At 47.1% G+C, this 26,151-nt stretch carries 24 protein-coding genes; 14 read left to right on the plus strand and 10 right to left on the minus strand.

The window, feature by feature from the left end; translation table 11 throughout:
- Positions 1 to 61: 61 nt before the first annotated feature.
- Positions 62 to 415 carry a winged helix-turn-helix transcriptional regulator gene (locus AAHN97_RS01675; protein WP_343305852.1) on the minus strand — a complete coding sequence of 118 codons (354 nt, stop codon included), beginning with the start codon at positions 413 to 415 and terminating at the stop codon, positions 62 to 64.
- A gap of 183 nt (positions 416 to 598) precedes the next feature.
- Here AAHN97_RS01675 and AAHN97_RS01680 point away from each other — a divergent pair, with 183 nt between their 5' ends.
- Positions 599 to 3,712: an efflux RND transporter permease subunit gene (locus tag AAHN97_RS01680; RefSeq protein WP_343305853.1), complete on the plus strand. Its 3,114-nt coding sequence runs from the start codon at positions 599 to 601 to the stop codon at positions 3,710 to 3,712.
- A gap of 45 nt (positions 3,713 to 3,757) precedes the next feature.
- On the opposite strand, the gene AAHN97_RS01685 is transcribed toward AAHN97_RS01680, so the two are convergent.
- The 4 genes from AAHN97_RS01685 to AAHN97_RS01700 form a co-directional block, all read right to left on the minus strand.
- Positions 3,758 to 3,922, minus strand: a complete 165-nt coding sequence (locus tag AAHN97_RS01685) for a hypothetical protein (protein ID WP_343305854.1) — start codon at positions 3,920 to 3,922, stop codon at positions 3,758 to 3,760.
- Between the two features lie 76 nt (positions 3,923 to 3,998).
- A complete protein-coding gene (locus AAHN97_RS01690) occupies positions 3,999 to 4,235 on the minus strand; it encodes a hypothetical protein (protein WP_343305855.1) in 237 nt (78 codons plus the stop codon).
- Positions 4,236 to 4,396: 161 nt separating this feature from the next.
- Positions 4,397 to 5,722, minus strand: coding sequence for an ABC1 kinase family protein (locus AAHN97_RS01695; protein ID WP_343305856.1), 1,326 nt, complete (start codon positions 5,720 to 5,722; stop codon positions 4,397 to 4,399).
- Between the two features lie 5 nt (positions 5,723 to 5,727).
- Positions 5,728 to 6,357, minus strand: a complete 630-nt coding sequence (locus tag AAHN97_RS01700; protein WP_343305857.1) for a TetR family transcriptional regulator C-terminal domain-containing protein — start codon at positions 6,355 to 6,357, stop codon at positions 5,728 to 5,730.
- A 185-nt stretch (positions 6,358 to 6,542) separates the two neighbouring features.
- Between AAHN97_RS01700 and AAHN97_RS01705 the strand changes: the two genes are divergently transcribed.
- Positions 6,543 to 6,923, plus strand: coding sequence for a VOC family protein (locus AAHN97_RS01705; protein ID WP_343305858.1), 381 nt, complete (start codon positions 6,543 to 6,545; stop codon positions 6,921 to 6,923).
- 31 nt (positions 6,924 to 6,954) lie between these two features.
- On the opposite strand, the gene AAHN97_RS01710 is transcribed toward AAHN97_RS01705, so the two are convergent.
- The 5 genes from AAHN97_RS01710 to AAHN97_RS01730 form a co-directional block, all read right to left on the minus strand.
- Positions 6,955 to 8,232, minus strand: a complete 1,278-nt coding sequence (locus AAHN97_RS01710) for an MFS transporter (RefSeq protein WP_343305859.1) — start codon at positions 8,230 to 8,232, stop codon at positions 6,955 to 6,957.
- A 23-nt stretch (positions 8,233 to 8,255) separates the two neighbouring features.
- Entirely contained in the window at positions 8,256 to 8,501 is a 246-nt protein-coding gene (locus AAHN97_RS01715) for a hypothetical protein (RefSeq protein WP_343305860.1), read from the minus strand.
- Between the two features lie 39 nt (positions 8,502 to 8,540).
- On the minus strand, positions 8,541 to 9,134 hold the full coding sequence (locus AAHN97_RS01720) for a TetR/AcrR family transcriptional regulator (RefSeq protein WP_343305861.1): 594 nt from the start codon (positions 9,132 to 9,134) through the stop codon (positions 8,541 to 8,543).
- 126 nt (positions 9,135 to 9,260) lie between these two features.
- A complete protein-coding gene (locus AAHN97_RS01725) occupies positions 9,261 to 10,151 on the minus strand; it encodes a TlpA family protein disulfide reductase (protein ID WP_343305862.1) in 891 nt (296 codons plus the stop codon).
- 238 nt (positions 10,152 to 10,389) lie between these two features.
- Positions 10,390 to 10,749, minus strand: coding sequence for a hypothetical protein (locus tag AAHN97_RS01730; RefSeq protein WP_343305863.1), 360 nt, complete (start codon positions 10,747 to 10,749; stop codon positions 10,390 to 10,392).
- Between the two features lie 129 nt (positions 10,750 to 10,878).
- Between AAHN97_RS01730 and AAHN97_RS01735 the strand changes: the two genes are divergently transcribed.
- The 12 genes from AAHN97_RS01735 to AAHN97_RS01790 all read left to right on the plus strand — a co-directional run bounded on the left by AAHN97_RS01735 (position 10,879) and on the right by AAHN97_RS01790 (position 26,046).
- Entirely contained in the window at positions 10,879 to 11,283 is a 405-nt protein-coding gene (locus tag AAHN97_RS01735; RefSeq protein WP_343305864.1) for a DUF1761 domain-containing protein, read from the plus strand.
- 113 nt (positions 11,284 to 11,396) lie between these two features.
- The gene (locus AAHN97_RS01740; protein ID WP_343305865.1) at positions 11,397 to 12,557 is read left to right on the plus strand and encodes a PepSY-associated TM helix domain-containing protein; all 1,161 of its coding nucleotides are present in this window, start codon (positions 11,397 to 11,399) and stop codon (positions 12,555 to 12,557) included.
- A 29-nt stretch (positions 12,558 to 12,586) separates the two neighbouring features.
- Positions 12,587 to 13,072: a cupin domain-containing protein gene (locus AAHN97_RS01745; protein WP_343305866.1), complete on the plus strand. Its 486-nt coding sequence runs from the start codon at positions 12,587 to 12,589 to the stop codon at positions 13,070 to 13,072.
- A 46-nt stretch (positions 13,073 to 13,118) separates the two neighbouring features.
- Entirely contained in the window at positions 13,119 to 13,811 is a 693-nt protein-coding gene (locus tag AAHN97_RS01750) for a FadR/GntR family transcriptional regulator (RefSeq protein ID WP_343305867.1), read from the plus strand.
- 164 nt (positions 13,812 to 13,975) lie between these two features.
- Positions 13,976 to 17,332, plus strand: a complete 3,357-nt coding sequence (locus AAHN97_RS01755; RefSeq protein WP_343305868.1) for a SusC/RagA family TonB-linked outer membrane protein — start codon at positions 13,976 to 13,978, stop codon at positions 17,330 to 17,332.
- Between the two features lie 18 nt (positions 17,333 to 17,350).
- Entirely contained in the window at positions 17,351 to 18,844 is a 1,494-nt protein-coding gene (locus AAHN97_RS01760) for a RagB/SusD family nutrient uptake outer membrane protein (protein WP_343305869.1), read from the plus strand.
- A gap of 7 nt (positions 18,845 to 18,851) precedes the next feature.
- Positions 18,852 to 19,781: a dihydrodipicolinate synthase family protein gene (locus AAHN97_RS01765; protein WP_343305870.1), complete on the plus strand. Its 930-nt coding sequence runs from the start codon at positions 18,852 to 18,854 to the stop codon at positions 19,779 to 19,781.
- Positions 19,778 to 20,818, plus strand: a complete 1,041-nt coding sequence (locus tag AAHN97_RS01770) for a galactose oxidase (protein WP_343305871.1) — start codon at positions 19,778 to 19,780, stop codon at positions 20,816 to 20,818. Before AAHN97_RS01765 ends, AAHN97_RS01770 begins: the two co-directional genes overlap by 4 nt.
- 174 nt (positions 20,819 to 20,992) lie before the next feature.
- Complete coding sequence (locus tag AAHN97_RS01775; protein WP_343305872.1) at positions 20,993 to 22,411, plus strand: glycoside hydrolase family 125 protein; 1,419 nt, start codon at positions 20,993 to 20,995, stop codon at positions 22,409 to 22,411.
- 79 nt (positions 22,412 to 22,490) lie between these two features.
- Positions 22,491 to 22,841, plus strand: coding sequence for a PadR family transcriptional regulator (locus AAHN97_RS01780; RefSeq protein ID WP_074240048.1), 351 nt, complete (start codon positions 22,491 to 22,493; stop codon positions 22,839 to 22,841).
- Positions 22,842 to 22,846: 5 nt separating this feature from the next.
- On the plus strand, positions 22,847 to 24,343 hold the full coding sequence (gene glpK / locus AAHN97_RS01785; RefSeq protein ID WP_343305873.1) for a glycerol kinase GlpK: 1,497 nt from the start codon (positions 22,847 to 22,849) through the stop codon (positions 24,341 to 24,343).
- A 152-nt stretch (positions 24,344 to 24,495) separates the two neighbouring features.
- Entirely contained in the window at positions 24,496 to 26,046 is a 1,551-nt protein-coding gene (locus AAHN97_RS01790) for a glycerol-3-phosphate dehydrogenase/oxidase (protein WP_343305874.1), read from the plus strand.
- Positions 26,047 to 26,151 lie beyond the last annotated feature (105 nt).

The raw sequence follows: 26,151 nt of genomic DNA on the forward strand, positions 1-26,151 counted from the left end.
GTCTTTAATCCGCCGCAAAATTCAGGTACAATGAGTGGCCGGGTGGATCGGATGCGGAATTTTATTTACGCAATAGGGAATTTTCAGTGGATTTTTCAAAATAGTTATTCCCCCAGCGTTCCATCTGCATAATCACCGGAAGCAGGCTGGTGCCCCATTCCGTGAGATAATATTCCACTTTGGGAGGTACTTCAGGATAGATTTTTTTATATATGATGTGTAGTTCCTCCAGCACTTTCAATTGCTGGTTCAACACGCGGGGAGGGGCTTCAGGAATACTACGATGGAGGTCACTGGGCCTGCGGATGCCGGAATGGATACTATCCAGTAAACAGGCTTTCCATTTCCCGCCCAATACCTTGATCGTCATATTTACACCATATTCCAGTGATTCCGGGAGCTTTTTTACATACATGATGGAGGGTTTAAGGACAACAAATATATCATAATGCCGGCTGGTCTGAAAAGGTTCCCGGCAATACCCGCCAGTGGCGCATAGGGATAAATTTATCCCTTATGGAATCTTTGTTCCCTGATTGTTTAGGCCCCTTATTCGGAACATTTTTGCATTGTAAAAAATGGGGATTCCCTAATTATTATGCTCAGAAAAATAATCGACCGGCCCGTTTTGGCCTCTGTAGTATCCGTCATTTTACTCATACTGGGATTATTGGCTTTGAAAAGCCTGCCCATGGAGATCTTCCCTGATATTGCCCCTCCGGCTGTGGCTGTTTCTGCCAGGTACCCCGGTGCCAATGCTGAAACCGTGGCCCGTGCAGTAGCTACTCCGCTGGAGCAGGTGATCAATGGCGTGGATAATATGACGTATATGTCTTCTTCCTCCTCTAACGATGGTACTTTGGTGCTCACGGTCTTTTTCAAACCAGGTACTGATCCGGACCAGGCAGCAGTTAACGTTCAGAACCGTATTGCACAGGCCACTAACCAATTGCCGAAAGAAGTGGTGCAGGCAGGTGTGATCACTTCCAAACAACAGAACAGCATGATCATGTTCATTGATCTGCTGGCAACGGATGGCCGTTATGATGGAGAGTTCGTCAATAACTATATGCTCATAAACCTTATTCCTCAAATTCAAAGGGTGCAGGGGGTGGGCAAGGTAGCAATGTACGGGAGCAAGGATTACGCTATGCGCATCTGGCTCAATCCCGCACAGCTGGCAGCATACAACATGAGCCCGCAGGAAGTGATAGATGCGATCAACAACCAGAACCTGGAAGCGGCGCCGGGCCGTTTGGGAGAAGGAAGTGCAGTAGCGTATGAATATGCGATCCGTTATAAAGGCAAAATGAATAAAGAACCGGATTATGAAAACATCGTGATCCGTGCAGAACCAGGCGGAAAAGTGATGCGCCTGAAAGATGTAGCCCGTGTGGAATTGGGATCGCTGGACCATGCCTACGCTTCCGCCGTAACCTCCAAAGGCAGGCCGGATGCAGGTATGTTCATTTACCAGACACCGGGTTCCAATGCAAATGATATCCAAACGGAGATCCTCAAAGTGATGGAGAATGCAAAGAAATCTTTCCCATCAGGATTGGAATACCTTGTAAGCTTCAGTACAAAAGGGTTCCTGGACGAAGCTGTTGCACAAGTGAAAGGTACGCTGATAGAGGCTTTCATTCTTGTATTCATTGTAGTGTTCATCTTCCTGCAGGATTTTCGTTCCACCCTGATCCCGGCAATTGCAGTACCGGTTTCTATCATCGGTACCTTTTTCTTCATGCAGTTGTTTGGCCTCACCATCAATTTCCTGACCTTGTTTGCGTTGGTGCTGGCCATTGGGATTGTGGTAGACGATGCTGTAGTGGTAGTGGAAGCAGTGCATAGTAAAATGAGCCATGGCACTGATGCTAAAACAGCTACCGTTACTGCCATGAGTGAGATCACCGGCGCCATCTTTTCCATCACACTGGTAATGGCTGCGGTGTTCCTGCCCATTGGTCTTACAGAAGGCCCTGTAGGTGTTTTCTACCGGCAGTTTGCTTTTACCCTGGCCATCGCCATTATACTCTCTGCTGTGAATGCCTTAACCCTGAGTCCTGCATTATGCGCGCTCTTATTAAAAACAGATCATGCTGATAATAAGAAAGGATGGCGCCGTTTCTTCCATTACTTCAATGCAGGATTTGAAGCAGTGTCTGCAAGATATATCAGGGCCGCACATTTCCTGATCGGCCGGAAGTGGCTGGCAATGGGAGCTTTGCTACTGGTAGGTGTTGCTACTTTTGCGCTGGCACGCACCACACCTAAAGCTTTTATTCCCACAGAAGATCAGAACATTGTTATTTCTACTTTGAATATGCAACCCGGCGCAGGATATGCCCGTACAAAAAAAGTGCTGGACAGTGTACACAAAAAGATCAACCAGATGGAAGCGGTGGAATTCAGTTCCATGGTGGTAGGAGAGAACCTCATGGCAGCCAGCGTTTCACCCTCCTATGGTTCTATATACGCCACTTTACGGCCAAAAAAAGAAAGAGGGGAATTTTCAGAGATCAACAGCATTGTTGATTCTATAAATACCCTCTTTTACAGTTACCCTGAAGGTAATTCCTTCACCTTTATCATGCCTACTGTACAAGGTTTCGGAGCAATAGATGGGTTGGATGTTGTGCTGAAAGATAATACCGGCGGCCCTATCAGTAAACTGGCAGGAGAGGCAGACCGTTTCATTGCCACCTTGCAGGAACGTCCTGAAATTGGTACGGCCTATACTTCCTTCAATGCCAGTTTTCCGCAATTCCAGCTGGAGGTAGATGAGGTGAAAGCTAAACAACTGGGCGTAGAAGTAAGTGAAGTGCTCAATACTATGCAGGCCTATTACGGCAGTGTATATGCTTCAGACTTTAACCGCTTTGGGAAATACTACCGCGTAGTGGTACAGGCAGATGTTCCCTATCGTGTGGATGAAAACAGCCTGGAACATATCCATGTTAAAAATGCATTCGGAGAAATGGTGCCTGTGAAATCTATTGCCCACCTGGAACGTGTGTATGGCCCTGAAGTGATCAATCACCTGAACCAGGCAAATGCCATCACGGTAAGTGTGCAGGCCAAAAAAGGTTTCTCCTCCGGCGATGCCATGAAGGCTGTGAATGAAGTAGCGGCTGCATTACCCATGGGTTTCTCTCATGAATATATCGGTATGGCAAGAGAAGAACAATCCTCCGGTTCAGAAACCCTTTTCATCTTTGGATTATGCGTAGTGTTCGTGTATTTTCTGCTGGCCGCACAGTATGAAAGTTACATTCTTCCCATGGCAGTAATGTTATCATTGCCTGCAGGGATCCTGGGTGTATTTGCTTTCATCCGCATGATGGATGTTACCAACAATATTTATGTACAGATCAGCCTGATCATGTTGATAGGCCTCCTGGCAAAGAACGCTATCCTCATCGTGGAGTTTGCTATTCAGAGAAGAAGAGCAGGGAAAGCATTACTGGAAGCGGCATTGGAAGCAGCCACGCTCAGGTTGCGTCCCATTCTCATGACTTCTTTTGCATTCATTGTTGGCCTGTTACCTTTACTGTTTGCGAAGGGGGCAACGGAACAGGGGAACCGTTCCATTGCATCAAGTGCTATAGGGGGGATGTTGTTTGGTGTAGTGCTGGGGTTGTTTATTATTCCGGTGTTGTTTGTGATATTTCAGGCTTTGCAGGAAAGGTTCTTTGGCCTGAAGAAAATTTAAAATGGTTCCGCCCTATTTTGGGGCGGAACTATCTTCTGTATAATCTCAATCTCCGCTACCCGCTGCTTTATTATCAATATCATAAGGAGGTTTATTCCTGTTGATAAGTTTATCCACTCCTTTGTCTCTTGTGCTGCTGTTGGTTTGCAGGATGATGTAGATCACTAATAGCGATATTAACCCTACAAATATCCAGAATCCTATACTCATAAAATCAGTTTTAGTTAAAAAAAGTAGCTGGTCAGACCGGCCTGGCTTCCAGGAAAGCCTGACCTGCTACTGTTCTTTAAGGTTTGTACAGCCTTGGGAAAGTATCCCTGCGCGGCTTGTTCAATGTGTCCTTTGGCCAGTCGTTGTCTTTGTTTTTCTTCTTCTTCACCGAAGAATCCTTTTTGTGTTTGGGAATAGTATCCTGTTGTTCCTGCTGAACGGTCATAACCGGCTGTGTGGAATAACTGATACTTGCCTGTGCAAGCATCATCACAACAAAAATGCTGATGATGCCAATGGGTGTGTTTTTCATGGTTATCCTTTTTAAGATGAAAAGGGACAAAATCCAGTCCATCAATAACAGCAGGAATAAGAGATGGAAAAATGGGGCAGATTGGGGAAAGGGATACTCAGTTCCGTGGAATGAAAAAGCCGTATCAGACAGATACGGCTATAATATGATCAGCATTGGTTTTAGTTCGAAGCATTGATCATCTCCTGGATCCTGCCTTGCCCCGTGACCACATCGGCCTTCAGATCACTCAGCATGGAATACAATCCGAAATAAGTTCTGTTGATATAAAGCGAATGCCTGCTTCCTCTTGCCACTTTCGATTCCCGCACTTCCTTGAGGTTATACAGGTGATCCATATACGCATAGATCTCATTAAAATAATCTTCGTTCCCAAAATCGAAACGTTCTACGGTAAAAGGATGGGTGAGTAAACGGATCATTTCCTGGAAAAGCCCTGAGAAGAAAGTGATCTCTTTTTCCGTATCCGAAGGATGGATCATTTCCAGGTTGGTGTAGATCTCTCTGCGCCGTTTTTCATCTTTCAACACCTCTTTATCCGTGAGCAGGAAATAGTTCACATAAAAATCTTCCGGTACTTCTTTCACACAACCGAAATCAAATATGCCTACTGTACCATCCGGCCGCAACAGGAAATTACCGGGATGCGGATCTGCATGCACTTTCTTGAGCTTATGCACCTGGAACTGGTAAAAGTCCCACATGGCCTGCCCGATCTTATTACGCACTTCCTGCGAAGGATTGGTGAGCAGGAATTCTTTCAGGTGCTGGCCGTTCAGCCAGTCCATGGTAATGATCCGGTCTGAAGAAAGCTCCGGGTAATACACCGGGAAAACAAGGTTGGGAATATGCGCACATTGTGCAGATAATTCCTGCGAACGGTGCAGTTCCAGCTTATAATCTGTTTCTTCCAGTAACTTCGATTCAATCTCATCAAAGTACTTATCCATATCCACTTCATTCATCCCCACGATCCTGATCGCAAAAGGTTTTACGAGGCGCAGGTCTGATTTAACACTGTTGGCTACGCCGGGATACTGGATCTTCACCGCCAGTGGTTTCCCGTCCTTCCATGCTTTATGCACCTGCCCGATAGATGCAGCATTTGTTGCTTTCATATCGAACTTGTCATACAACTGCGCGGGTGTTTTGCCCAGCGTTTTCGTGAAAGTGTTCACCACTAAGGGGCCTGATAAAGGAGGTGCGCTGTATTGGCTCATCGCAAAACGTTCCGTATAAGCCTTTGGCAGCATGCCTTTATCCATGCTTAACATCTGTGCCACCTTGAGGGCACTGCCTTTGAGATTGCTTAATGTTTCGTATATGTCTTCCGCATTTTCCTGGTGGAGGGCATCCTTTGTGGTGGAAGGGTCCATCAGTTTGCGGGTGTAGTGTTTGATATAGTTCGTTCCTACTTTTAATCCTGTGGTCACAAAACGTCCTGCCCTTTCAACTTTGCCTGTAGGAATATTCGTTTGCTCCTTCATATTAGCTATTTCCTGGTGAAAATGAATTTTCCGAAATCAAGCAGGCTGTCCAAAGTGTTGGAATGGATCAGCTGGAAACTCAGGTTCACCGCTTTTTCAATAGCTGCATCCGTCATTTCAAAATTGATACTTCTGTCATCTATCCAATACTGTAAAACAAATAATGCCTGTACCCAGAACCCATGTACATATTTATCGGAAATGAATTTTCTTTCCTTGATCTCTGTACTGAGGTATCCTTCTTTAATTAAGCCGGTGGCATATTCAAAGAAGGCTTGTTTGAAAGTAGCGAGTTGTTTGAATTGAGCCGGGGAGGGCAGCTGGTAACGCTCCTTTTGCAGGAGGATGTAACTACGGTCTTCTTTCAGTTTTTGTACCCACAAAAAGTAAAAGGCCAGCAGTTTTTCCTGTGCGGAATACTGCAGATAAGTTTCATCCGCCTGCAACTGTTCAAGTGTACGTTCAAAGAAGCTCAGCCAGATGTCTGACTCAACACCGTCCAATGAACTATAACTTTCATAAAATGCAGATTCGGGGATGTCTATGATCTTGCAGAGGGCAAAAACAGATACGGGTCTTTTACCGTTTTCGAGCCAGTAGCGTTTGTACGCTTCGCGAATGGTATGCTTTTCCATATTAAGAACTGTTTTAGATGATTCCAGGAGATGGGTCAGGTGCCTGGTATTACAAATTTACGATGCGGTGAATTACCACGAACGAAATAAAAATAAATATTTAGGAGGATAGGGGTTATATTAGCGGAGAACCTTACTGGGCAACCGTTAACCGGTTTTGTTAAATATTCGCCAATTGACATTTTATGATAAATATCAGTAAACATTTTTTAGGTCTGCGCACCACCATTTACAGGGTAAATGATCTGCCAAAAGCAACCGCATGGTATACCAAAGCATTCGGTGTTATTCCTTATTACAACGAGCCGTATTATGTAGGATTTGAAATAGAAGGATATGAACTGGGATTGCAGCCAATACCGGAAGGAGAGGAGCATCCCGGAGCTGGAGGAGTGGAAACCTACTGGGGTGTAGAGGATATCCAGGCTGCCTATGAGCACCTGTTATCACTTGGAGCTACTGCTCACAGCGAACCGCGTACCGTGGGGGAACCTATCCAGGTGGCAATGGTGAAAGATCCCTGGGGGAATATCCTGGGGTTGATCTACAATCCTTTATTTAAATGAAAAAGGCGCCGGGATCACCGGCGCCTTTTCTTTATGCAGGAACTATTTCTTCCTTTTTCTTCTCAACAGCTGCGTTCGCAGCATTCGTGACGATCTGCTTGTTCAACCGGTTCATCATCACCAGGGTAATAATAAAGGCTCCAACGATCACAATCCCAAGTATATCATAGTTCAGCAAAAATCCGCTGCTTGTCTTGTAAACGATCAGGCCTGCGATCACGGAAGCAAAACCGCCGGAGATCTGCTGGATGGACGCATTGATGCTCATAAAAGCACCCCTGTCCTGCAGGGAGGGAATGGAGGCCAGTGAAGCCTGAACAGGAATGATCCGGCCCAGTACACCTGCAAACATCAACCCGTTAATGATAATAGCAAGATATAGCGGTGTAATGTGTAGCCTTGTGAAGATCAAAACCATGATACAGGTTAATAAGGTGGCAGCATAAAATACATTGATCCTGCCCAGCTTATCACTCAGCTTACCAATAATAGGGCTGACTATCAGCGAAACGGCTCCCGTAGCTACATACAGCCAGGTGATATCCTGTGGGGACAATCCCATATTATGTCGGGAAAAAGTACTGCCGAAAGGCATCAGCATGTAACCTCCCGTTGCCAGCAGAATGGTAGTGCAAAAAGCAAGTGTGTACTTTCTGTTGCTCACCGTATGCACCAGGTGCTCCACCACGTTCTTTTCTGTTCTGGCATTCAGGTGTTCCGTAATAGGTTTCATGTAAAAAAGGATAGCGCCTCCCAGGATAGCAGCCATTACACCAATCACCCAGAAAGGAGCATGCCAGCTGAACCTGTTGGCCAGTTCCCAGCCCACAGGCATCCCCAGGATCTGGCTGAGTGCAAATGCCATTTGCATAAATCCCATTACACGGCCTCTCACCTGCGGCTGGAAAAGATCTACCACGATAGCCATACCAATGGCACTGATCACACCGCCAAACAAACCCGTAAAGATGCGGGCGGCCAGCAGGAAGTGATAATTAGGTGCCAGTGCGCAAAGGAAAGTACCGATCGTGAAACCGGAGTAAAATACCATCAGCATTTTCTTCCGGTCAAACTTATCCGCAAAACCCGCTGCCAGGATACCGGAGATCCCGGCACTGAAAGCATAAGCAGATACAACCAGTCCAAACTGTTGTGTGGTGATGTTCATTTTGGTGATCAGTATTTCACCGAGGGGGTTAAGTACCATGAAGTCGAGGATCACGGTAAATTGAAGTAAAGAAAGTGCGGCAATGACGAAAACCTGGTACCGGGAAAATACCCTTTCTTTAGGTGCTTGCATTGTTTCCATTGTGTGTGTTAGAAATTGTCAGGTTATTCAGGCAGTTCTTCGCAGAAGAAACCTGCCCGGGTAATAAGGTGGATAATATCTTGTGGCAGTAGGTGCCGGGCTTCTATGCGGAGCACTTTATCGGAGTCCTCCCTGTCTACATTCCATCGCTGAATGCCAGGTTGTTTATCTAAAAAAGGACCTACCTGCCTGAGATCTTTCTTGAACCTGATATTGGTGCGGAAAACCAATACCTCCGTAATGGGTGCTGCGATATAACCATTGTTCATAAAGTTGCTCATTTAAGGGTGAATGAATGATCTGACGGATCAGGGTTTTAAGGCTTTCAATACTAACTGTAAGGCTTGCTCCATGGCTTCTTCCGTAAAATGAAATTTCGTATCGCCAAAAGTTTTATCCTGGGAGTGGAACTTGATCAGCTGGTATAAAGGGGCATAGGCTACCGACCAATATACTTCTGTAGACAGCGGGATCAGTTCGCCCCTTTTTATCGCATTGTGGCAGAAACGGCCCATCATTTCTTTGAAAGTATGGTACACATCTTTGGATACTTTATCGTACAAATGGGAATACCGCATTTTTTCCATGAACTGGGTGTCCAGCGGATTATTGAAAAAATGCCTGGCGCGGTTCTGCCATTGGTTCCGTAAACCCTCTTCCAAAGACATGTTATCCGGATCAAAACCATCCAGGCTTTCCTTCAGCATACGTTCAGTTACACGGATAGCCGTTTGCACAATGAGGTCCTCCCGGTCCTTATAATAGATGTAAATGGTGGCAGGAGAAACACCGGCAGCTTTGGCCAGCTTATTCACGCCAAAGCCATCCAGTCCATCCCTCACGATCATTTCTACCGTTCTGCGATGGAGTTCACATATCTTATTTTCGTCCCTTGTTCTCATCAGGATACAAAGATAAGTGAGCGATCGCTTATTTACGAAATATATTTTTTCTAGATAAAAAAAGGCGCTCTTTAAAAGAGCGCCTTTCAGGAGTTTGTACGACCCATCCTCCCTGCAACTATTTGATTACAAAGCTTTAAGACTGTCCAGCCTTACCTGGGCGAGCTCCAGCCCCGGCGATAATTCCAGCAGTTTCCGGTAAGCGGTCACCGCCTTTTCATTATCATGGTTCTGCCTGTAGCCCTCTGCCAGCCACTTCCAGCTATCCGGTTTTTCGGGGTAGAGGAGAGTGTTGAGCTGGAAAGCTGTGATGGCATGTTCCATATAACCGGCAGACAGGAGCACAGACCCGAACCCGTTCAATTCGCCATCGCTTTTGCTGACAGGCTTCACTTTCTCAGCCAGCAGGGGTAACTGTGCATGCAGCATACCCGGGCTTTTCACTTCAAACATCCTGCGCAAACGATCGCCGGCGGCGTAATTGGGTTCGTAGGGTTGCCCCCGGATAATGGCCAGCAGGTCTTTTTCCAGTGACTGCACGGGGAATTCCACGATCCTCCCTATTTCTCTGCCGTTTTTTCTGACAATGAAAGTAGGTACGCGGAAAATGTACAATCCCTGTTCTTCCCTGCCGGGACTGGTTTTATGACCCGGATTGCCGCTTTTGGTACAAATGATCCGGACTTTTTGGGGAGGTACCCCCAGGCTGTCCATGATCTTGAGAAAATGCGGCACTTCCCTTCGGCTGTCTCCACACCAGGTACCCATGAACACGTCCACCTGTTCATCCGTCCATGCACTTTTCAGCAGGGCAGCATCTGCAGTATAGCCGTGATAAATGGAATCAAACCAGTGTTTAAAAGGCAGTTGATCAAATGCAGATCTTAGCTGTTCACCTAATAACACCGTGGCGGGAGGAGAAGGTAATGATGATTGCTGCACGATAGCAGGTGGGCTGCATCGGATAAGTGTGATGAGCCCGGCTATGCAGCACATGTATAGCCATATTGTTTTCATAAAAAATGCATAAAAGGGTGATGGCATACGTACAACGCAAAATGCGCCGTACATAGCCGGAATGGCACACAACGGGTATACGTTTGCCTTTATAGGTTTGGAAACTGGCAGGGTACACGTAAACTGATCGCGTGTGAGAAATAAAAAATCAAAATTGCACACGAGGATATATGTACGCCTGTTAGGTTTGGAAACTGGCAGGGTACACGAAAACAGATCGCGTGTGAGATAATGAATGTCAGATCAGAGAGGTAATAGTGCAGGGAGGATGGAAGATGTTTTTCAACCCCTTGTAATGGTAGTGTGATGAAACAACACCATACACAACGGGGGACTGCATTAGCTGAGTTCCCAACACAGGGCCGTTCAGAGAAGGAACGTAGTCCTGCATTTTAAGCGTGGAACTTAACTGCTGCAATTGAGCATCAGGGTCCTTACCATCAAATGCCTGAGTGAGGAAGTGAACGCAACCGCAATCTGCCGGAACGTTTTTATCATGCATGTATATCTTCACAATACATTGCAGATATCCGGTTATCCGGAAGGCAAGCTGCAGGCTGATCACTGCAAAAAGGCATATGGCGAGGAAAGGTCGCACGTATGTAATATAACGAATTTATTGCAAATGTGATGCAGCGTGGATAATTTCCTTAAATTAGTTAAACAGTGAACGAGAACTAACACCCCGGATGCAGCAAATCTATCTTTCACATAAACTGTCGCACCTATGGATTTCATTATCAACCACTGGGCAGTATTGGTCTGCGCCATTCTAAACCTTGTACTGGGCGCTATCTGGTATTCTCCCATGCTTTTCTACAACGGCTGGAAAAGAGCGAACCACTTTACAGACGAGCAGCTGAAAAGTGTAAAACCTGCAGTCACCTACACGCTGGCTTTCATCTTTTCGCTGATCATCAGCTACAACATGGCCTTTTTCCTGGGCGATGCCCAAACAGACTGGCAATGGGGTGCTACCGCAGGTTTCCTCGCCGGCTTTGGATTTTCCTCCCTCATCTTTGCCATTATCGCATTATTTGAAATGCGCTCCTGGGCGTACATCCTTATCAATGGAGGTTTTATCACTGTTTACTTTACCCTTGTGGGCCTCATTTTAGGTGCCTGGCGTTAGCATTTAAAAGCATTTTCCTGATTGCGCAATAGTTTTTCCCGATCCGTCTTGTTACCGGGAAATTACCGGTGCATATTTGCACCGGATATTCAATTTTTAGCCTGACAGGTAAGATGAAAAAAATAGTAGGGAAAGTACATCTCTGGCTCGGATTTACATCCGGGCTGGTTGTATTTGTTATAAGCATTACCGGTTGTTTGCTCGCATTTGAGTGGGAACTGCGTGGCCTGGTGAATGGTTCCTGGTACTACACTGAGCCAAAAGCAAACGTGCAACCATTGCCCCCCTCTGTGCTCCGCCCGATTGCTGAAAAACAATTCCCCGGCAAAGTAGCTAACGGCATCAGTTACCAGGGGGGCAAATACAGCACCGTTGTACAATTCTACGGCGGCGATCCCGAATATTATTACCAGGTGTTCATGGACCCCTACACCGGCAAAGTGCTAAAGGTCTGGAATGCAGAAAACGATTTCTTCCGCTTTATCCTCGATGGCCACTTCTATCTCTGGCTGCCTGATCACATCGGCCAGCCCATTGTTGCTTACGCCACGCTCATATTCTTTGTAATGCTGGTAACCGGTTTAATCCTCTGGTGGCCAAAGAACAAAGCTGCACGCAAACAAAGGTTCAGCATCAAATGGGATGCAAAATGGCGCAGGAAGAATTACGACCTGCACAACGTACTGGGTTTTTACGCCATGTTTATTGCATTGGTACTTGTGATCACCGGGCTGGTATGGGGTTTCCAATGGTGGAGCAATTCCCTGTATTATGCCACCTCCGGCGGAAAGTCCCTCGATGACGCTATCTACGCAACTTCTGATACCACTGCTTATACAAAAGAATATGCCGTTGAAAAAGCCACTGACATGGCCTGGAACCAGGTACGCCAGCACATGCCGGAAGGTGCAGGGATCAGTGTATATTTTGCTGCTACCAAAAATGCTCCCATAAGCGTTACCATCAATCACCGCCCCGGTACTTACTATAAAACAGATAATTACCAGTTTGATCAGTACACCCTGAAGCCATTAAAAGAAGATGGGCCCTATGCCGGATTCTACAAAGACGCGGGTTTTGGTGATAAACTGCGCCGGATGAATTACGATATCCATACGGGAGCAGTACTGGCACTACCGGGCAAGATCCTGATGTTCTTCGCCAGCCTTATCTGTGCCAGCTTACCCATTACCGGTATTTATATCTGGTGGGGAAGGCGGAAAAAGGGCAAACCATCCCTGAAAAAAAGAATATACCAGCAGGCAGCGCTTTAATTTGGAAAAAAACGCTGTAAGTTTAAGCCATGAAAACTACGGCAGCCTACTGGCGCGAAACGCTCCAATTAACGCAACATGTAGAAGGGGGCTCTTTCAGGGAAACTTATAGAGCACCATTGGTATTACAACAACCAGCCGGGCCAAGGGCTGCTTCAACAGGCATTTATTTCTTACTGGAAGATGGAGAGTTCTCAGCCTTTCACAGGATCGCATCTGATGAAATGTGGCATTTCTATGATGGCGTTACCCTGCATATCTACGAGATCAAACCAAACGGTACATTACATGTACACCGCTTAGGCAGAGACATTACACAGGGAGAACAACTGCAGTTAGTGATCCCCGCCGGCAGCTGGTTTGCCTCCTCCGTAGAAGAAACCGGCGGCTTTGCACTTGTGGGTTGTACCGTTGCGCCGGGATTTGATTTTGCTGATTTTGAACTGGCAGAAAGAGCGGCACTCTCACAGTTGTTTCCGCAGCATGCAGGGCTGATAGGTTTACTTACCAGGTGAGATTATTTATAATGTACTACATTTATACAAAAATTAACCTACCCGTATGGCTAAAATTGATCTGATCAAAGATCTTGTCCCCATTGCTCAGAACACGATGGCAGATATTGTCGAGAAAGAGCTGCGCGATTATTTAAAAAAGAAATCCTTTAAACCCGGGGATGCACTTCCTTCAGAACTGGAACTGGCAGAAGCATTAGGCGTGAGCCGCAACGTAGTGAGAGAAGCATTAAGCCGCCTCCGTATGTTAGGTATGGTGGAAACGAAAAAGAGAAGAGGTATGATCCTTTCCCGCCCTGATATACTTGGATCTTTCGAAAGAGTATTAGACCCCTTGATCATAGACGACAGTACCCTGCAGGATATCTTTGAACTGAGGCTTACCCTGGAAATGGGACTGGCGGATATTCTCTACCTCCGCAAAACTAAAAAAGATCTGAAGGAACTGGAAGCCATCGCCAAAAGCCAGGAGCCCAAGGGGAAAGGACAGGCCTTCCGTATCAGCAATGAAGTAGCTTTTCACGGAAAGATCTACCAGATGACGGGGAACGATACGCTCACCCGTTTCCAGAATATGCTCCTCCCTATTTTTGGTTATGTGATCAGCCTGGAAAAAGTGCCCAAGATCGGTACCGTATCCCACATAGACCTGGTGAACATACTGAAGGATGGCAGCAAGGAAGAATTCAGGGCTGGTATGATGGAGCACCTCAAACCACACTTCGACCGCTTGAAATAATTCATGCAACATATGGGAAGGGAACTGCCGGAAAGCAGTTCCCTTTTTTTATTCCCCAAAAATTAATTTGGTTGGTTGTGTCTTTTTATTTTACATTTGATATGTAGTACATATCTACATAGCTATCGTTAAAAATTCCATCTCTGTCTAAACAGTGATCCGTTATGAACTTATCTCTCTTAATCTCCAGATCGGGACTTTTATTCTTTGTATCTATGTTACTGTTGCCTGCTTTCGCTGCAATGGCACAGTCTACAGTTAGTGGCAAGGTCACTGACTCTACCGGTGTGCCCATTGAAAGGGCCAGTGTACAGCTGAAAGGCACTACACGAGGCACTTTTACAGGTGCTGATGGTAGCTATTCCATCAATGTTCCGGCGGATGGAATATTGATATTCTCTTACCTCGGCTACCTTAATAAGGAGCAGAGTGTAGGGGGGCGTACAGTTTTGAACGTTCAACTCGCTTCGGCCAACACAACGCTGGAAGATGTGGTGATCGTAGGGTATATGCAGCAATCCCGTACAAAAGCTACTGCCGCTATTTCCAAACTGGATGTGGAAGAACTCAAACACTCTCCCAATCCCAATCCCATACAGGCTATGCAGGGAAAGATCGCCGGTATGTCCATTCCCATTTCTTCCGGCCAGCCTGGTGAAGGCGCGAATAACATCATCATTCGCGGTAGTACCAAGCTGAATGTGTATGGAACAGGTATTGGTACCAGTGGCGGAAATGTGGTGAATACAGACGGAGGAAGCCCGCTGGTAGTGATCGATGGGGTGTTCCGTTCCATGAGCGATGTGAACCCGGATAACATTGAATCCATACAAGTGATGAAGGATGCAGCCTCTACTGCAATCTACGGTGCGCGTGGTGCTAACGGTGTAATTGTGATTAAAACAAAAGGCGGAAAGAATAACAGCAAAATGAACCTTGCCGTGAATCACCGCACCACCTGGGAAACCCCGGCACGTGATTATAAATACCTCAATGCAACAGATTACCTGAAACTGGCCCGCACTACGGTAAGGAATACAGCGGATAACCTCGATAAGAACAACCTGCTGAACAATGGCGGTTTCTCTGCCGGTACGCGTGTATACACGGCTAAAGGTCAGTACGGAAGGAATGTGAACCTCACGGCATTGTATGATAACATTGTGGCCATTGAAGGTCAGGCCTACGTGGATAACCTGCTGGCACATGGTTACATGACCATGGACGATCCCATTAATCCGGGCACCAAATTATTATATGCAGATAATAACTACGAGGACCTTATCTGGAAAACAGGCCTGTCCAGCAATACGAATGTATCTATAGACGGTGGTTCCGAGAGAGCGAATTATAACGTTTCACTCGGATATACAGATCAGCGGGGAACCTTTATTGGTACTAACTATAAACGTTATGATGCATTAGGCAACTTCAGCTTCCAGGCCACCAACAATTTCAAAGTGGATGCCATGCTGAACTACCAGAATGTATTACCCAACTACGTGGATAATTTTACGAATGATCTCACAAGAGCTACGCGTATCACGCCATTGATCCGCATTTATAAGGATGACGGTAATCCTGCATTGGGTGAATTATGGTCTGCCCGCAACAGGTTGCATACTGTGAAATATGATGATACCAGGACCTCTACAGAACGTGTGGTAACAAGGCTGGCCGGAGACTGGACCATCCTGCCTGGTCTGCATTTCAGACCGTCCATCTCTTACCTCATTTCAGATTACCGCTACATGTTCATGCGGAAAGCCACGCCGGCTGATGAAATTCAACCTACTTACCAGCGTGAAAAGAGGGAGGCCACTAATAACAGCCGCCAGTTAATGGTAGACCAGGTATTGCAGTACGATTTTGATCTGAACAAGAAACATAACTTTACTTTATTGGGAGGGTTTAACTATACCAGGAATACCAACAGCAATATTAATATCAGCTCACAAAGAGCTACCAACGATTATATCTATACGATCAATGAACCGCCAACCTCTGTTATCGGTGGCGTTCCTACTTCAAATACAATACCAGACTACTTTGGTACTTCGCTGGGAGAATCAAAATCAGCCAGTTTGTTCGGGCAGTTGAATTATGATTACGAAGCAAAATATCTCTTCAGTGCCTCACTGCGTTATGACGGGTTCTCCAATTTTGCACCGGAAAATAAATATGCTTATTTCCCTTCTTTCTCTGCCGGATGGAATATCCACAAGGAACGCTTCTGGCATGTAAAACCTATCAGCAACCTCAAACTCAGGGGCAGCTATGGATTGGTAGGTGCCAGCGACCTGCGGGTAGTAGATACTTATGGTGGATACAATGCTTATTCTTATGCCCAGGGTTCTGGTATATTGAGAGCTAATCTCAGCAACCCCAACCTGAAATGGGAAGGCACTGAGTCCATGGACGTTGCCATTGAAGCCGGTTTCCTCAATAACCGCATCAATCTTACCGTGGATTGGTATAACAAGCTCACAAAAGACAGGCTGGCGTCAAAACCTTTGCCTTCTGAAGCACCATTTGCTTCTATCTTTTATAACAACGGGACCTTACAGAATACGGGTATAGAGATCGAGTTAGGGGGCACCGTATTACAGGTGAAAGATTTCATCTGGAACACCAACTTCTCATTTGCTTACAATAAGCAAATGATCAAAGCACTGCCTGCTAATGGCAGACCGAAAAACCGCCAGGGTGGAGATGTGGTATGGGATCCTGCTACTAAATCCCTTGTGGAAGCCGGTGGTTTTGCAGAAGGTGAAAGACCTTTTGCTTTATATGCTTACCAGGTGTTAGGCGTGTTCTCCACAGATGCTGAAGCAGCTGCCTGGAATGCCACAAAGAAAGATAACCTGGCTTCCGCATCCGGCATCGCTGTTGGAAAACGAGCAGGCGATTTCATTTTTAATGATGTGAATAATGATGGGGTGATAGATACCAAAGACCAGGTGTTTATGGGATACCGTACACCGGATAAAATAGGCGGATGGCAGAATACATTTTCCTATAAAGGCATTACGTTAAGAGTGGCCATGGACTATGCCATGGGGCATATGATCACCAATGGTGCACTGGCCCGCTCTTTAGGACAGGGCAGGGCCTTTAACGAAGGCGCACCTGAACAGGCTTTAGGACCGGACATCTGGCAAAAATCAGGAGATGTGGGTAAGAAATACGCACGTTTCTCTTTTGCGGATTTTGATTTCGGCCAAAGGAACTATCTGCGTGGTGCAACACTGGGTGTGAATAACAGTTATTCCTCCGATGTATCTGTGATGTATCAAAAAGGAGATTTCCTGGCTTTCCGTGAGATCACCCTCTCTTACGATATTCCACGTAACATCATGAAAAAGATCCGTTCCACCGGCATGAACGTTTTTGCCAGTGTGTACAACCTGGGGTACCTCACCAAATATGAAGGGATCAATCCTGAATCCTATACAGGTTTTGATGCGATAGGATATCCCCGCCCAAGACAATTCTCACTGGGTGCAACGGTTAAGTTTTAAGTAATAAAAAATTCAGTCATGAAAAAGATATTCCTGTTTAGTTTGATAGTTGTAGTGGGATTGACCGGATGTAAGAAACTCCTGGAAGTAACACCGCAATCCAGTATTACGGAAGAAACCTATTTTCAGAGCGAAGGTGATTTTGATCCTTATGTAACCGGTATATATGGTTTTATGCGGTTCTTCGCCAACAACATAACCTATGGTACTGAGCGCGGAGATGAACTGATCTCCGCCTTAAACTCCCGCTTTGGTGTAGCCTGGACGCAGATCATCACCCCTGCTAACGGTGCTATCAATTACAACGACTGGTACAAAGCCATCGGGCATTGCAACCTGTTGTTGGAAAAGATCAAGGCTTTTGAATTTGCTGCCAACCCGGATACCCGTAAAAGGATCATTGCAGAAACGTATTGCCTGCGCGCATATTTTTATTTCCATCTCACCCGCGTTATCGGAGATGCACCTTTGATGTTAACCGCTGTAGTGGATGAAAATGTACCGCTGCTGGCGCGTTCTCCGGCAACAGATGTGATGAAGCAGATCAATGCAGACCTGGACACGGCTATTACCATCTATAAGTCTATGAGCCAGTTTGCAGCTACATCCTTCCCTTCAAAATACCGTTTTGCCTATGGCTCTGCACAGGCCATGAAAGCAGATGTGAAATTATGGAGCGCTAAAGTGCTGGGTGGCGGAGCTGCTGACCTGAATGCCGCGATTGCAGCGATTGATGAAGTGGAAAAAACAGGCACTACTTTGAACACCGATTTCAAAAATGTAACAGGCTTACGTGCAGCTACCAACCCGGAAGTGTTGCTGGCTGCCTATTATCAGCGGGATGAACCCGTTACAGGTAGCAGCGTGGTACCTAATGCCAGCCATTATGTGGTAAATGCATTACCTTACCTTACCGGTGTGCAGGGAGCCCTCAACCTGGATAGTCTCCCTTACTGCAATACTACCGCAAATGGGCAGGGTGCTTACCAGATAAGCCTTCAGTCGAGAGCTTTATTCAATCAATACCCTGCAGACAAGCGGAAACCTTATACCTGGGTTACGGAACGGCAGGCAAGTGGCCCGAAAATATCCTGGATCACTAAGTATCCCGGTACTAAATATACAGACGACCGTGTGGCAGATAACGATGTGATCATGTACCGCCTCGCAGATATCTTCCTGCTGAAAGCAGAAGCCTATGCAGCATTGGATCAGACAGGGCTGGCCATCGGATATCTTAATAAAGTGCGGGTGCGTACCGGCAACGGAGATTACACCGGCGCAACAGATAAAGTTACCGTAGAGAAAGAAGTGCTGAATGAAAGAGGCCGTGAGCTTTTCTTTGAACAAAAACGCTGGTACGATCTGGTGAGGTTCCACAAAGGTGGTACCATCAATGTCTATACAGTTGTGCCCAACCTGGCTGGTAAAACAACACCGCTGTTCTGGCCATTGAACACAACGGTACTGGCCAATAACAAACTGATCAAACAAACAGAAGGTTATCAATAACTATAACATGGAAAAGGTAAAAGGATTAATTGCTGCGGCATTCACTCCCATGCATGAGGACGGATCTGTAAATCATGCCCTCATCCAGCCCCTGGTGGATAAACTGGTAGCGGATGGGTTAACAGGAATCTTTGTATGCGGCAGTAATGGCGAAGGGCCCAATATGACCACCGCCGAAAGGATGGCCGTAGCGGAATCATTTGTAAAAGCGGCACAGAAGAGATTGCTGATCTTCGTTCACGTTGGGCATAGCAGTATTGCAGAAGCAAGGGCATTGGCGGCACATGCACAGGAGATAGGGGCAGATGCTATTTCCGCAGTAGCAGCTTTTTACTTCAAACCTGTTAGTGTTCAAAACCTGGCAGATAGTATGGCGGAGATTGCTTCGGCAGCACCGCAATTACCTTTCTACTATTATCACATCCCGCACCTTACAGGTGTGGGCATGGATATGATAGAGTTCCTGAAAATAGCAGCCCCGGCCATTCCTAACCTGGCAGGCATTAAATACACTGCCACTACTTTGCATGAATACCAGGCCTGCCTGAATTTTGAGAACGGTAAGTTTGATATCCTGTACGGGCTGGATGAAATGTTATTACCTGCATTGGCAATAGGCGCGCAGGGAGCCATTGGCAGCACGTATACTTTTGCTGCACCGCTTTACCTGCAAACAATAGCGGCGTTCCGCAATGGAGATATTGCCAAAGCGCAGGCATCACATGCTTATATGGTAGAAGTGATCCGTATATTGGTGAAATATCCGCCCATACCAGGGCAAAAGGCAATCATGCATATGTTAGGCTGGAACCTTGGACCATGCCGGCTTCCATTGACTACGCTGGATGCGGCCGCATACGATAAGTTCCATGAACAACTGTCTGCACTGTCTTTCTTTGAAAAGGCACCTGCAAGGAAACTTAAAGAACTTAAATGAGAGGATTACTGGCATTTATTATATGCCTCCTGACTATACAAACCAAAGCACAGTTTAGCTGGAAACAGGCTACGCAGTTGCCGGTGGCAGATGGTTTGGCAGGAGCTTATGCCGGTGTAAGCAACGGCGCCCTGATCATAGCAGGCGGCACCAATTTCCCCGGCAATAAAAGGCCCTGGGATGGCGGTGTAAAAACCTGGTATGATACTATCTGGGTATTGGAAAAGGAAAATGGCAAATGGAAACAGGCCGGCAGATTACCACGTCCCTTAGGGTATGGTGTAGCGCTCAGCAGCAAGAAAGGATTAGTATGCCTGGGTGGGGGAGACGCCAGATTGAATTATGCAGATGCCTTCATCATCAGTTATAAAAAGGGAAAAGTAACTATCACTGCTTTACCTCCTATGCCTGGCCCGGCGATCAATGCCTGCGGTGTGCTGATCAACGAAACCATTTACATGGCCGGAGGGATTGCATCGCCCACCGGCAGGGCAACACAACACTGCTGGAGCCTTGACCTCAATGCACCTGCTCCGCAGTGGAAAGTGCTGGAACCCTTACCCGGCCAGCCACGCATGCTGGCCATGGCAGGTACGGAGAAAGGTAAGTTTTATGTTTTCGGCGGCGTATACCTTGATAGTACTTTACAACGAAAATATTTAAAAGATAGCTGGGTATATCAACCCGGTGCAGGATGGAAGCAGATCGCAGACCTCCCCGGGGTACTGGCCGCTGCACCTACACCAGTCTACAATAACGGCCGGGCGGATCTGTTACTGTTTGGTGGAGATGATGGCGCAAATGCTGCACGCGTTACTGAGCTGAAAGATGCACATCCCGGTTTTAACAGGGAAGTGCTTCGTTATAATACGGTTAAAGACACATGGTCTGTAACGGGTTATATTAAAGCAGAGAATGTATACGCACCTGTTACCACACCATTGGTGATATGGAATAATAAAGTGGTATTGCCGGTTGGCGAAGCCAGGCCTGCAGTGCGCAGCAGAAAAATACTGATCGGCGTACAAAAGCAATAATCTCAGGATCCTCTTTACGGCGGTTCCCTGGAAAAATAGTTGAACAAATTGTTCAAGTTCACTGTAATGACGGCCGGTCTATTTCTATAGACCGGTTTTTTTTTGCTCGTTAGCAATATTTTAGCAGCCTCCATTGGCAAAGAAGTTCCTATTTTTCAGGATCAAACATAAAATATGAGCAGAAGAAAGTTCCTACGTCAATCCGCGTTATTATCGTCCGCCGTTATTTTACGCCCTGCACTTTCCTGGGCCGGCCAGGCAGAATTCCCCGTTGTACGTATCCCTGCAGCACAGCGCAAGTTCCGCAGTGAAGCAGTGGAAAAGGCAATTGCTGCTGTAAAGAGCAAAAGCACCAACACAGAATTATCCTGGCTTTTTGAGAATTGCTTCCCCAATACGCTGGACACTACAGTAGAATATAAAATGAAAGATGGCCGTCCGGACACTTACGTGATCACCGGGGATATTGATGCCATGTGGCTGAGGGACAGTACCGCACAGGTATCGCCTTACCTTCCTCTTGTAAAAGAAGATGAGCAGCTGCGCCACCTTATTGCGGGGGTGATCAATCACCAGGTGAAGTGCGTGTTGAAAGACCCTTATGCCAATGCGTTCTATGGAGATGAAACCAAACAGGGCGAATGGAAAAGTGACCTCACAGATATGAAGCCCGGTATCCATGAACGCAAATGGGAAATAGATTCCTTATGTTATCCCATCCGCCTGGCATACCAGTACTGGAAAATAACAGGGGATACTTCTCCGTTTGATGCCACCTGGAAGCAATCCATAGAGCTGACGCTGAAAACATTTAAGGAGCAGCAACGTAAGGATGGCCCCGGCCCTTATCACTTCCAGCGGACCACCTCCTGGGCAACAGATGGTGTACCCATTGGCGGATACGGTTACCCGGTTAAACCCGTTGGGCTGATCTGTTCCATGTTCCGCCCGAGTGACGATGCCACTATCTTTCCTTTCCTCGTTCCTTCCAACTTCTTTGCTGTAGTGAGTTTAAGGCAGGCGGCAGAAATGGTGCAGGCTTTACATAAAGATGCCAATCTGGCCAATGCCTGCCGCACACTGGCTACAGAAGTGGAGAATGCACTGCAGAAATATGCCATCGTTACGCATCCGCAGTTTGGTAAAGTATATGCGTTTGAAGTGAACGGCTTCGGTAGCTTCAACCTGATGGACGATGCCAATGTACCCAGCCTGCTATCACTGCCTTACCTGGGTGCGATAAAACCGAATGACCCCGTTTATATCAATACCCGCAAACTGATCCTCTCTTCAGAAAATCCCTTCTTTTTCTCAGGGAAAGCCGGAAAGGGAATTGGTAGTCCGCATACTGGCCTGAACAGGATCTGGACGATCAGTTTAGTGATGCAGGGCCTGACCAGTAACAATGAGGCAGAGATCAGGCAATGCCTGCAGACATTACAGAAATGCCATGCCGGTAAAGGATTCATGCATGAGTCGTTCGACAAGGATGATGCCACCAAGTTCAGCCGCGCCTGGTTTGCATGGGCTAACACCATCTTCGGAGAATTGATCTGGAAGCTGTATAAGGAAAGACCTCATTTATTGAAATAGCTAAAAGGCTGGCCTTACGGTCAGCCTTTTTTTGATTACTTTTAGCCATCTAACGTATTATCAATGTACTAATTCCCTTATGGAGAGTAAGCAAAATGCCTATTTCATTACCCGATGGCAATCCCAGATCAAAAAAGGACTGTTTGAATACATCATTATGCTCCTGCTGCAAAAGAAGGAGCGTTACGGGTATGAATTGATCAGCGAGATCAAAAAGCTGGCTGATATGGATATTGCTGAAGGTACTATCTATCCGCTGCTCAGCAGGTTGAAGAAAGAGAAACTCGTGGAATCACGCTGGGTGGAAATGGATGAAGGCGTTCCCCGTAAATATTACCAGCTCACAGATCTGGGAAATGAATACCTGGAAGCGATGTACCTGTACCTTGGTGAACTCATGCAGGCTATTGGAGACCTGAAAAAGCTATAAACGATATGAACGGTCAAAAGAAATATATCCTCTCCCTTGATCTCGGCTCCAGCGCTGCCGGGGCTGTGCTGTTTTCCCGGGAAGGAAAGGTGATCAGGCAGGTGCAGAAGGAATACGAAAAGTATTATCCCCAGCCCGGCTGGATAGAGGTAGACCCTAATGAGATCTGGTTTACCATGTTGTCTGCCATTGAGGAACTCATCGCCAGCGCCGGTATTGCAGCAGAAGAGATTGCCGGTATAGGCATTGCCAGCCAGCGGGAAACAACCGTGCTCTGGGACCGTATCACCGGGGAGCCGGTGTACAATGCCATTGCCTGGCAGGACAGGCGCACCTCTAAACTCTGTGATGAATTCCGCTACCAGGGCTTCTCCGGCCTCATCCGCCAGAAAACCGGGCTGATCCTTGATGCCTATTTCTCTGCCAGCAAGATCACCTGGATACTGGATCATATCAAAGATGCCCGCATCCGGGCAGAACAGGGCCAGCTGGCCTTTGGAACAATAGATGCATGGCTGGTATGGAAACTCACCGCCGGCAAAAAACATGTAACGGATGTTACCAATGCCTCCCGTACCATGCTTTTCAATATTCATACCCTGCAATGGGATGAAGAATTACTCCGTCTCTTTAATATTCCCCATAAACTTTTACCGGACACCTGTTCCAACAGCGAGGTGATCGCTTATACAGAAACGGCTATCCTGAATGCTGCCATCCCCATCGCCGCCATGGCAGGCGATCAGCAGGCGGCATTGTTCGGGCAGATGTGCCTGGAACCGGGCATGGTTAAAAATACCTACGGCAGCGGATGTTTTGCACTGATGAACATCGGCTCCAAACCCATTATTTCAGATAACCACCTGCTCACCACCATTGCCTGGCGGATCGGCGGAGAAGTCACCTATGCACTGGAAGGCAGTGTATTTGGCGGCAGTTCTGTATTCCGCTGGATCAGAGATGGCCTGGGCCTCATTGAATCCACCGCAGAGATAGAAGCACTGGCGCAAACCGAACCGGATAATGGCGGGGTACTTTTTGTTCCGGCCCTCTCCGGCTTGGGCACCCCTTACTGGGACCCTTATGCCCGGGGCATGATCATAGGCATCACCCGGGGTACTTCCTCCGGTCACATTGCCCGCGCCGCGCTTGAAGGAGTAGCCCTTGGCATTGCCGATGCGCTGGAAGCCATGGAAAAGGACAGTGGCCGGGCCATTACCGAATTAAGGGTAGATGGCACCTCCGCTACTTACGATTTCTTCATGCAGATGCAAACCGATATCCTGCAATACCCGGTCATGCGGCCGCAGGTAATGCCCTCCGGTGCCACCGGTGTTGCTTACCTGGCAGGCCTAGCTACCAACTTCTGGACCCTGCAGCAGATCCGGGAACAATATACCGTGGCCAGAACCTTTTCGCCCAATCCACCTGTGGAAGGGCAATCGGTATTGCGGGAGAAATGGCAGAAGGCTATCGCAAGGGTGAAGAACTGGGACTTTTAGCATAGATACGCAAGCAGATTTTCTAATACCCTAAAATTCAACAGTATGCACCGTCTCTTTAAAAAGGACAAAAAAGCCTGTGGAAATGATTTAAATTTGCACGTATCGGATTACGATGTATATTGTATAATAATGCTTGAATAAAAGAGAAAATGAATCGTATAGAACAACTGAAAGCGATGGAGACCGCGCAGGAGTGGGATGTGATCATAATCGGGGGTGGAGCTACCGGCCTTGGAGCCGCGGTGGAGTCTGCAACAAGAGGATACAAAACACTGCTGTTAGAACAGTCGGATTTCGCTAAATCCACGTCCAGCAAAGCCACAAAATTACTTCATGGGGGTGTAAGATACCTCGCCCAGGGGGATGTAGCCCTGGTACGCGAAGCCAGCGTAGAAAGGGGCCTGCTGTTGAAAAACGCCAAACACCTGGCCAAGAACCTCTCCTTTATTATTCCCGCCTACAGCTGGTGGGAAGGCATTTTTTACACGATCGGTCTGAAAATGTACGACTGGATGGCCGGGCGCCTCAGCCTGGGCCGTTCTATTCATATCTCCCGGAAAAAGACCCTTGAGAAACTTCCCGGCTTAAAAGACAACAATCTTTCCGCCGGTATCCTTTACCACGATGGCCAGTTTGATGATGCCCGCCTGGCGGTGAACCTGATGCAGACCATTTATGAACAGGGTGGTATTGCCCTGAACTATATGCGGGTGAAAGGATTAGGTAAGAACGGGAACGGACAGCTTTCCCTGGTAACGATAGAAGATGTGGAAACCGGCCGTGAGTACAAAGTAAAAACGAAAGGTATCATTAACGCCACCGGCGTTTTTGTAGACGATATCCTTGAAATGGACGACCCTACCGTGAAACGTAAGATCGTAGCCAGCCAGGGTGTTCACCTGGTGCTGGACCGTTCTTTCCTGCCTGGTGAGAATGCCCTCATGATCCCCAAGACCAGCGATGGCCGCGTACTTTTTGCCGTTCCCTGGCACAATAAGATTGTGGTAGGTACTACGGATAACCCGGTGAACGATATCAGCCTGGACCCTGTGGCCATGGAAAAAGAGATCAGTTTCATTCTATCCACTGCAGGCCAATATCTGCAGCGTGCCCCAACAAGGGCTGATGTGAAAAGTGTATGGGCAGGGTTGAGGCCATTGGCTAAACCGGAAAAGAGTGAAAAAACGAAGGAGATCTCCCGTAACCACAAGATCATGGTTTCAGCCTCCGGGCTGGTGACTATCCTGGGGGGTAAATGGACCACCTACCGGCGCATGGGGGAAGATGTGATAGATAAACTGGAGAAGGTGAAACAATGGCCGGCCACCACTTCTGTGACCCGGAATTTACCTATTCACGGCTCCGCGGTGAAAATAGACGAAAAGGACCCACTATATTATTATGGCTCTGATGCAGTTGCCATTAGGAACTTATCAAACGGAAACGAAGGAACGCTTAGCGAATCGCTGAGCATTATTAAAGCGCAGGTATTGTGGGCAGTGCGCACAGAAATGGCGCATACAGTAGAAGATGTACTGGCCCGCCGTACCCGGGCATTATTCCTGGATGCGGAAGAAGCAGTACGGGTAGCACCCAAAGTAGCCGCTATCATGGCCACTGAAATGGGGAAAGGCAAGGAGTGGGAGGAACAGCAGGTGCGTTCTTTCCGGGACCTGGCTAAAACTTACCAGCTGCAGTAATTCCGGTGTATTGTATTCAAGCACGCCAAAAATGTGCCTGCTGTAGTAACTTTTACAGGCCGCCGCAAAACGTACCGCTGCGGATACATGGTATCCGGCTGTACT

The organism is Chitinophaga niabensis, from assembly GCF_039545795.1.
GTDB lineage: Bacteria > Bacteroidota > Bacteroidia > Chitinophagales > Chitinophagaceae > Chitinophaga > Chitinophaga niabensis_B.

What these genes read in the sequence shown, in the direction of transcription:
- AAHN97_RS01675 (WP_343305852.1), bottom strand. Translation starts at nt 415, where the DNA reads ATGTATGTAAAAAAGCTCCCGGAATCACTGGAATATGGTGTAAATATG.
- AAHN97_RS01680 (WP_343305853.1), top strand. Translation starts at nt 599, where the DNA reads ATGCTCAGAAAAATAATCGACCGGCCCGTTTTGGCCTCTGTAGTATCC.
- AAHN97_RS01685 (WP_343305854.1), bottom strand. Translation starts at nt 3,922, where the DNA reads ATGAGTATAGGATTCTGGATATTTGTAGGGTTAATATCGCTATTAGTG.
- AAHN97_RS01690 (WP_343305855.1), bottom strand. Translation starts at nt 4,235, where the DNA reads ATGAAAAACACACCCATTGGCATCATCAGCATTTTTGTTGTGATGATG.
- AAHN97_RS01695 (WP_343305856.1), bottom strand. Translation starts at nt 5,722, where the DNA reads ATGAAGGAGCAAACGAATATTCCTACAGGCAAAGTTGAAAGGGCAGGA.
- AAHN97_RS01700 (WP_343305857.1), bottom strand. Translation starts at nt 6,357, where the DNA reads ATGGAAAAGCATACCATTCGCGAAGCGTACAAACGCTACTGGCTCGAA.
- AAHN97_RS01705 (WP_343305858.1), top strand. Translation starts at nt 6,543, where the DNA reads ATGATAAATATCAGTAAACATTTTTTAGGTCTGCGCACCACCATTTAC.
- AAHN97_RS01710 (WP_343305859.1), bottom strand. Translation starts at nt 8,232, where the DNA reads ATGGAAACAATGCAAGCACCTAAAGAAAGGGTATTTTCCCGGTACCAG.
- AAHN97_RS01715 (WP_343305860.1), bottom strand. Translation starts at nt 8,501, where the DNA reads ATGAACAATGGTTATATCGCAGCACCCATTACGGAGGTATTGGTTTTC.
- AAHN97_RS01720 (WP_343305861.1), bottom strand. Translation starts at nt 9,134, where the DNA reads ATGAGAACAAGGGACGAAAATAAGATATGTGAACTCCATCGCAGAACG.
- AAHN97_RS01725 (WP_343305862.1), bottom strand. Translation starts at nt 10,151, where the DNA reads ATGAAAACAATATGGCTATACATGTGCTGCATAGCCGGGCTCATCACA.
- AAHN97_RS01735 (WP_343305864.1), top strand. Translation starts at nt 10,879, where the DNA reads ATGGATTTCATTATCAACCACTGGGCAGTATTGGTCTGCGCCATTCTA.
- AAHN97_RS01740 (WP_343305865.1), top strand. Translation starts at nt 11,397, where the DNA reads ATGAAAAAAATAGTAGGGAAAGTACATCTCTGGCTCGGATTTACATCC.
- AAHN97_RS01745 (WP_343305866.1), top strand. Translation starts at nt 12,587, where the DNA reads ATGAAAACTACGGCAGCCTACTGGCGCGAAACGCTCCAATTAACGCAA.
- AAHN97_RS01750 (WP_343305867.1), top strand. Translation starts at nt 13,119, where the DNA reads ATGGCTAAAATTGATCTGATCAAAGATCTTGTCCCCATTGCTCAGAAC.
- AAHN97_RS01755 (WP_343305868.1), top strand. Translation starts at nt 13,976, where the DNA reads ATGAACTTATCTCTCTTAATCTCCAGATCGGGACTTTTATTCTTTGTA.
- AAHN97_RS01760 (WP_343305869.1), top strand. Translation starts at nt 17,351, where the DNA reads ATGAAAAAGATATTCCTGTTTAGTTTGATAGTTGTAGTGGGATTGACC.
- AAHN97_RS01765 (WP_343305870.1), top strand. Translation starts at nt 18,852, where the DNA reads ATGGAAAAGGTAAAAGGATTAATTGCTGCGGCATTCACTCCCATGCAT.
- AAHN97_RS01770 (WP_343305871.1), top strand. Translation starts at nt 19,778, where the DNA reads ATGAGAGGATTACTGGCATTTATTATATGCCTCCTGACTATACAAACC.
- AAHN97_RS01775 (WP_343305872.1), top strand. Translation starts at nt 20,993, where the DNA reads ATGAGCAGAAGAAAGTTCCTACGTCAATCCGCGTTATTATCGTCCGCC.
- AAHN97_RS01780 (WP_074240048.1), top strand. Translation starts at nt 22,491, where the DNA reads ATGGAGAGTAAGCAAAATGCCTATTTCATTACCCGATGGCAATCCCAG.
- glpK (WP_343305873.1), top strand. Translation starts at nt 22,847, where the DNA reads ATGAACGGTCAAAAGAAATATATCCTCTCCCTTGATCTCGGCTCCAGC.
- AAHN97_RS01790 (WP_343305874.1), top strand. Translation starts at nt 24,496, where the DNA reads ATGAATCGTATAGAACAACTGAAAGCGATGGAGACCGCGCAGGAGTGG.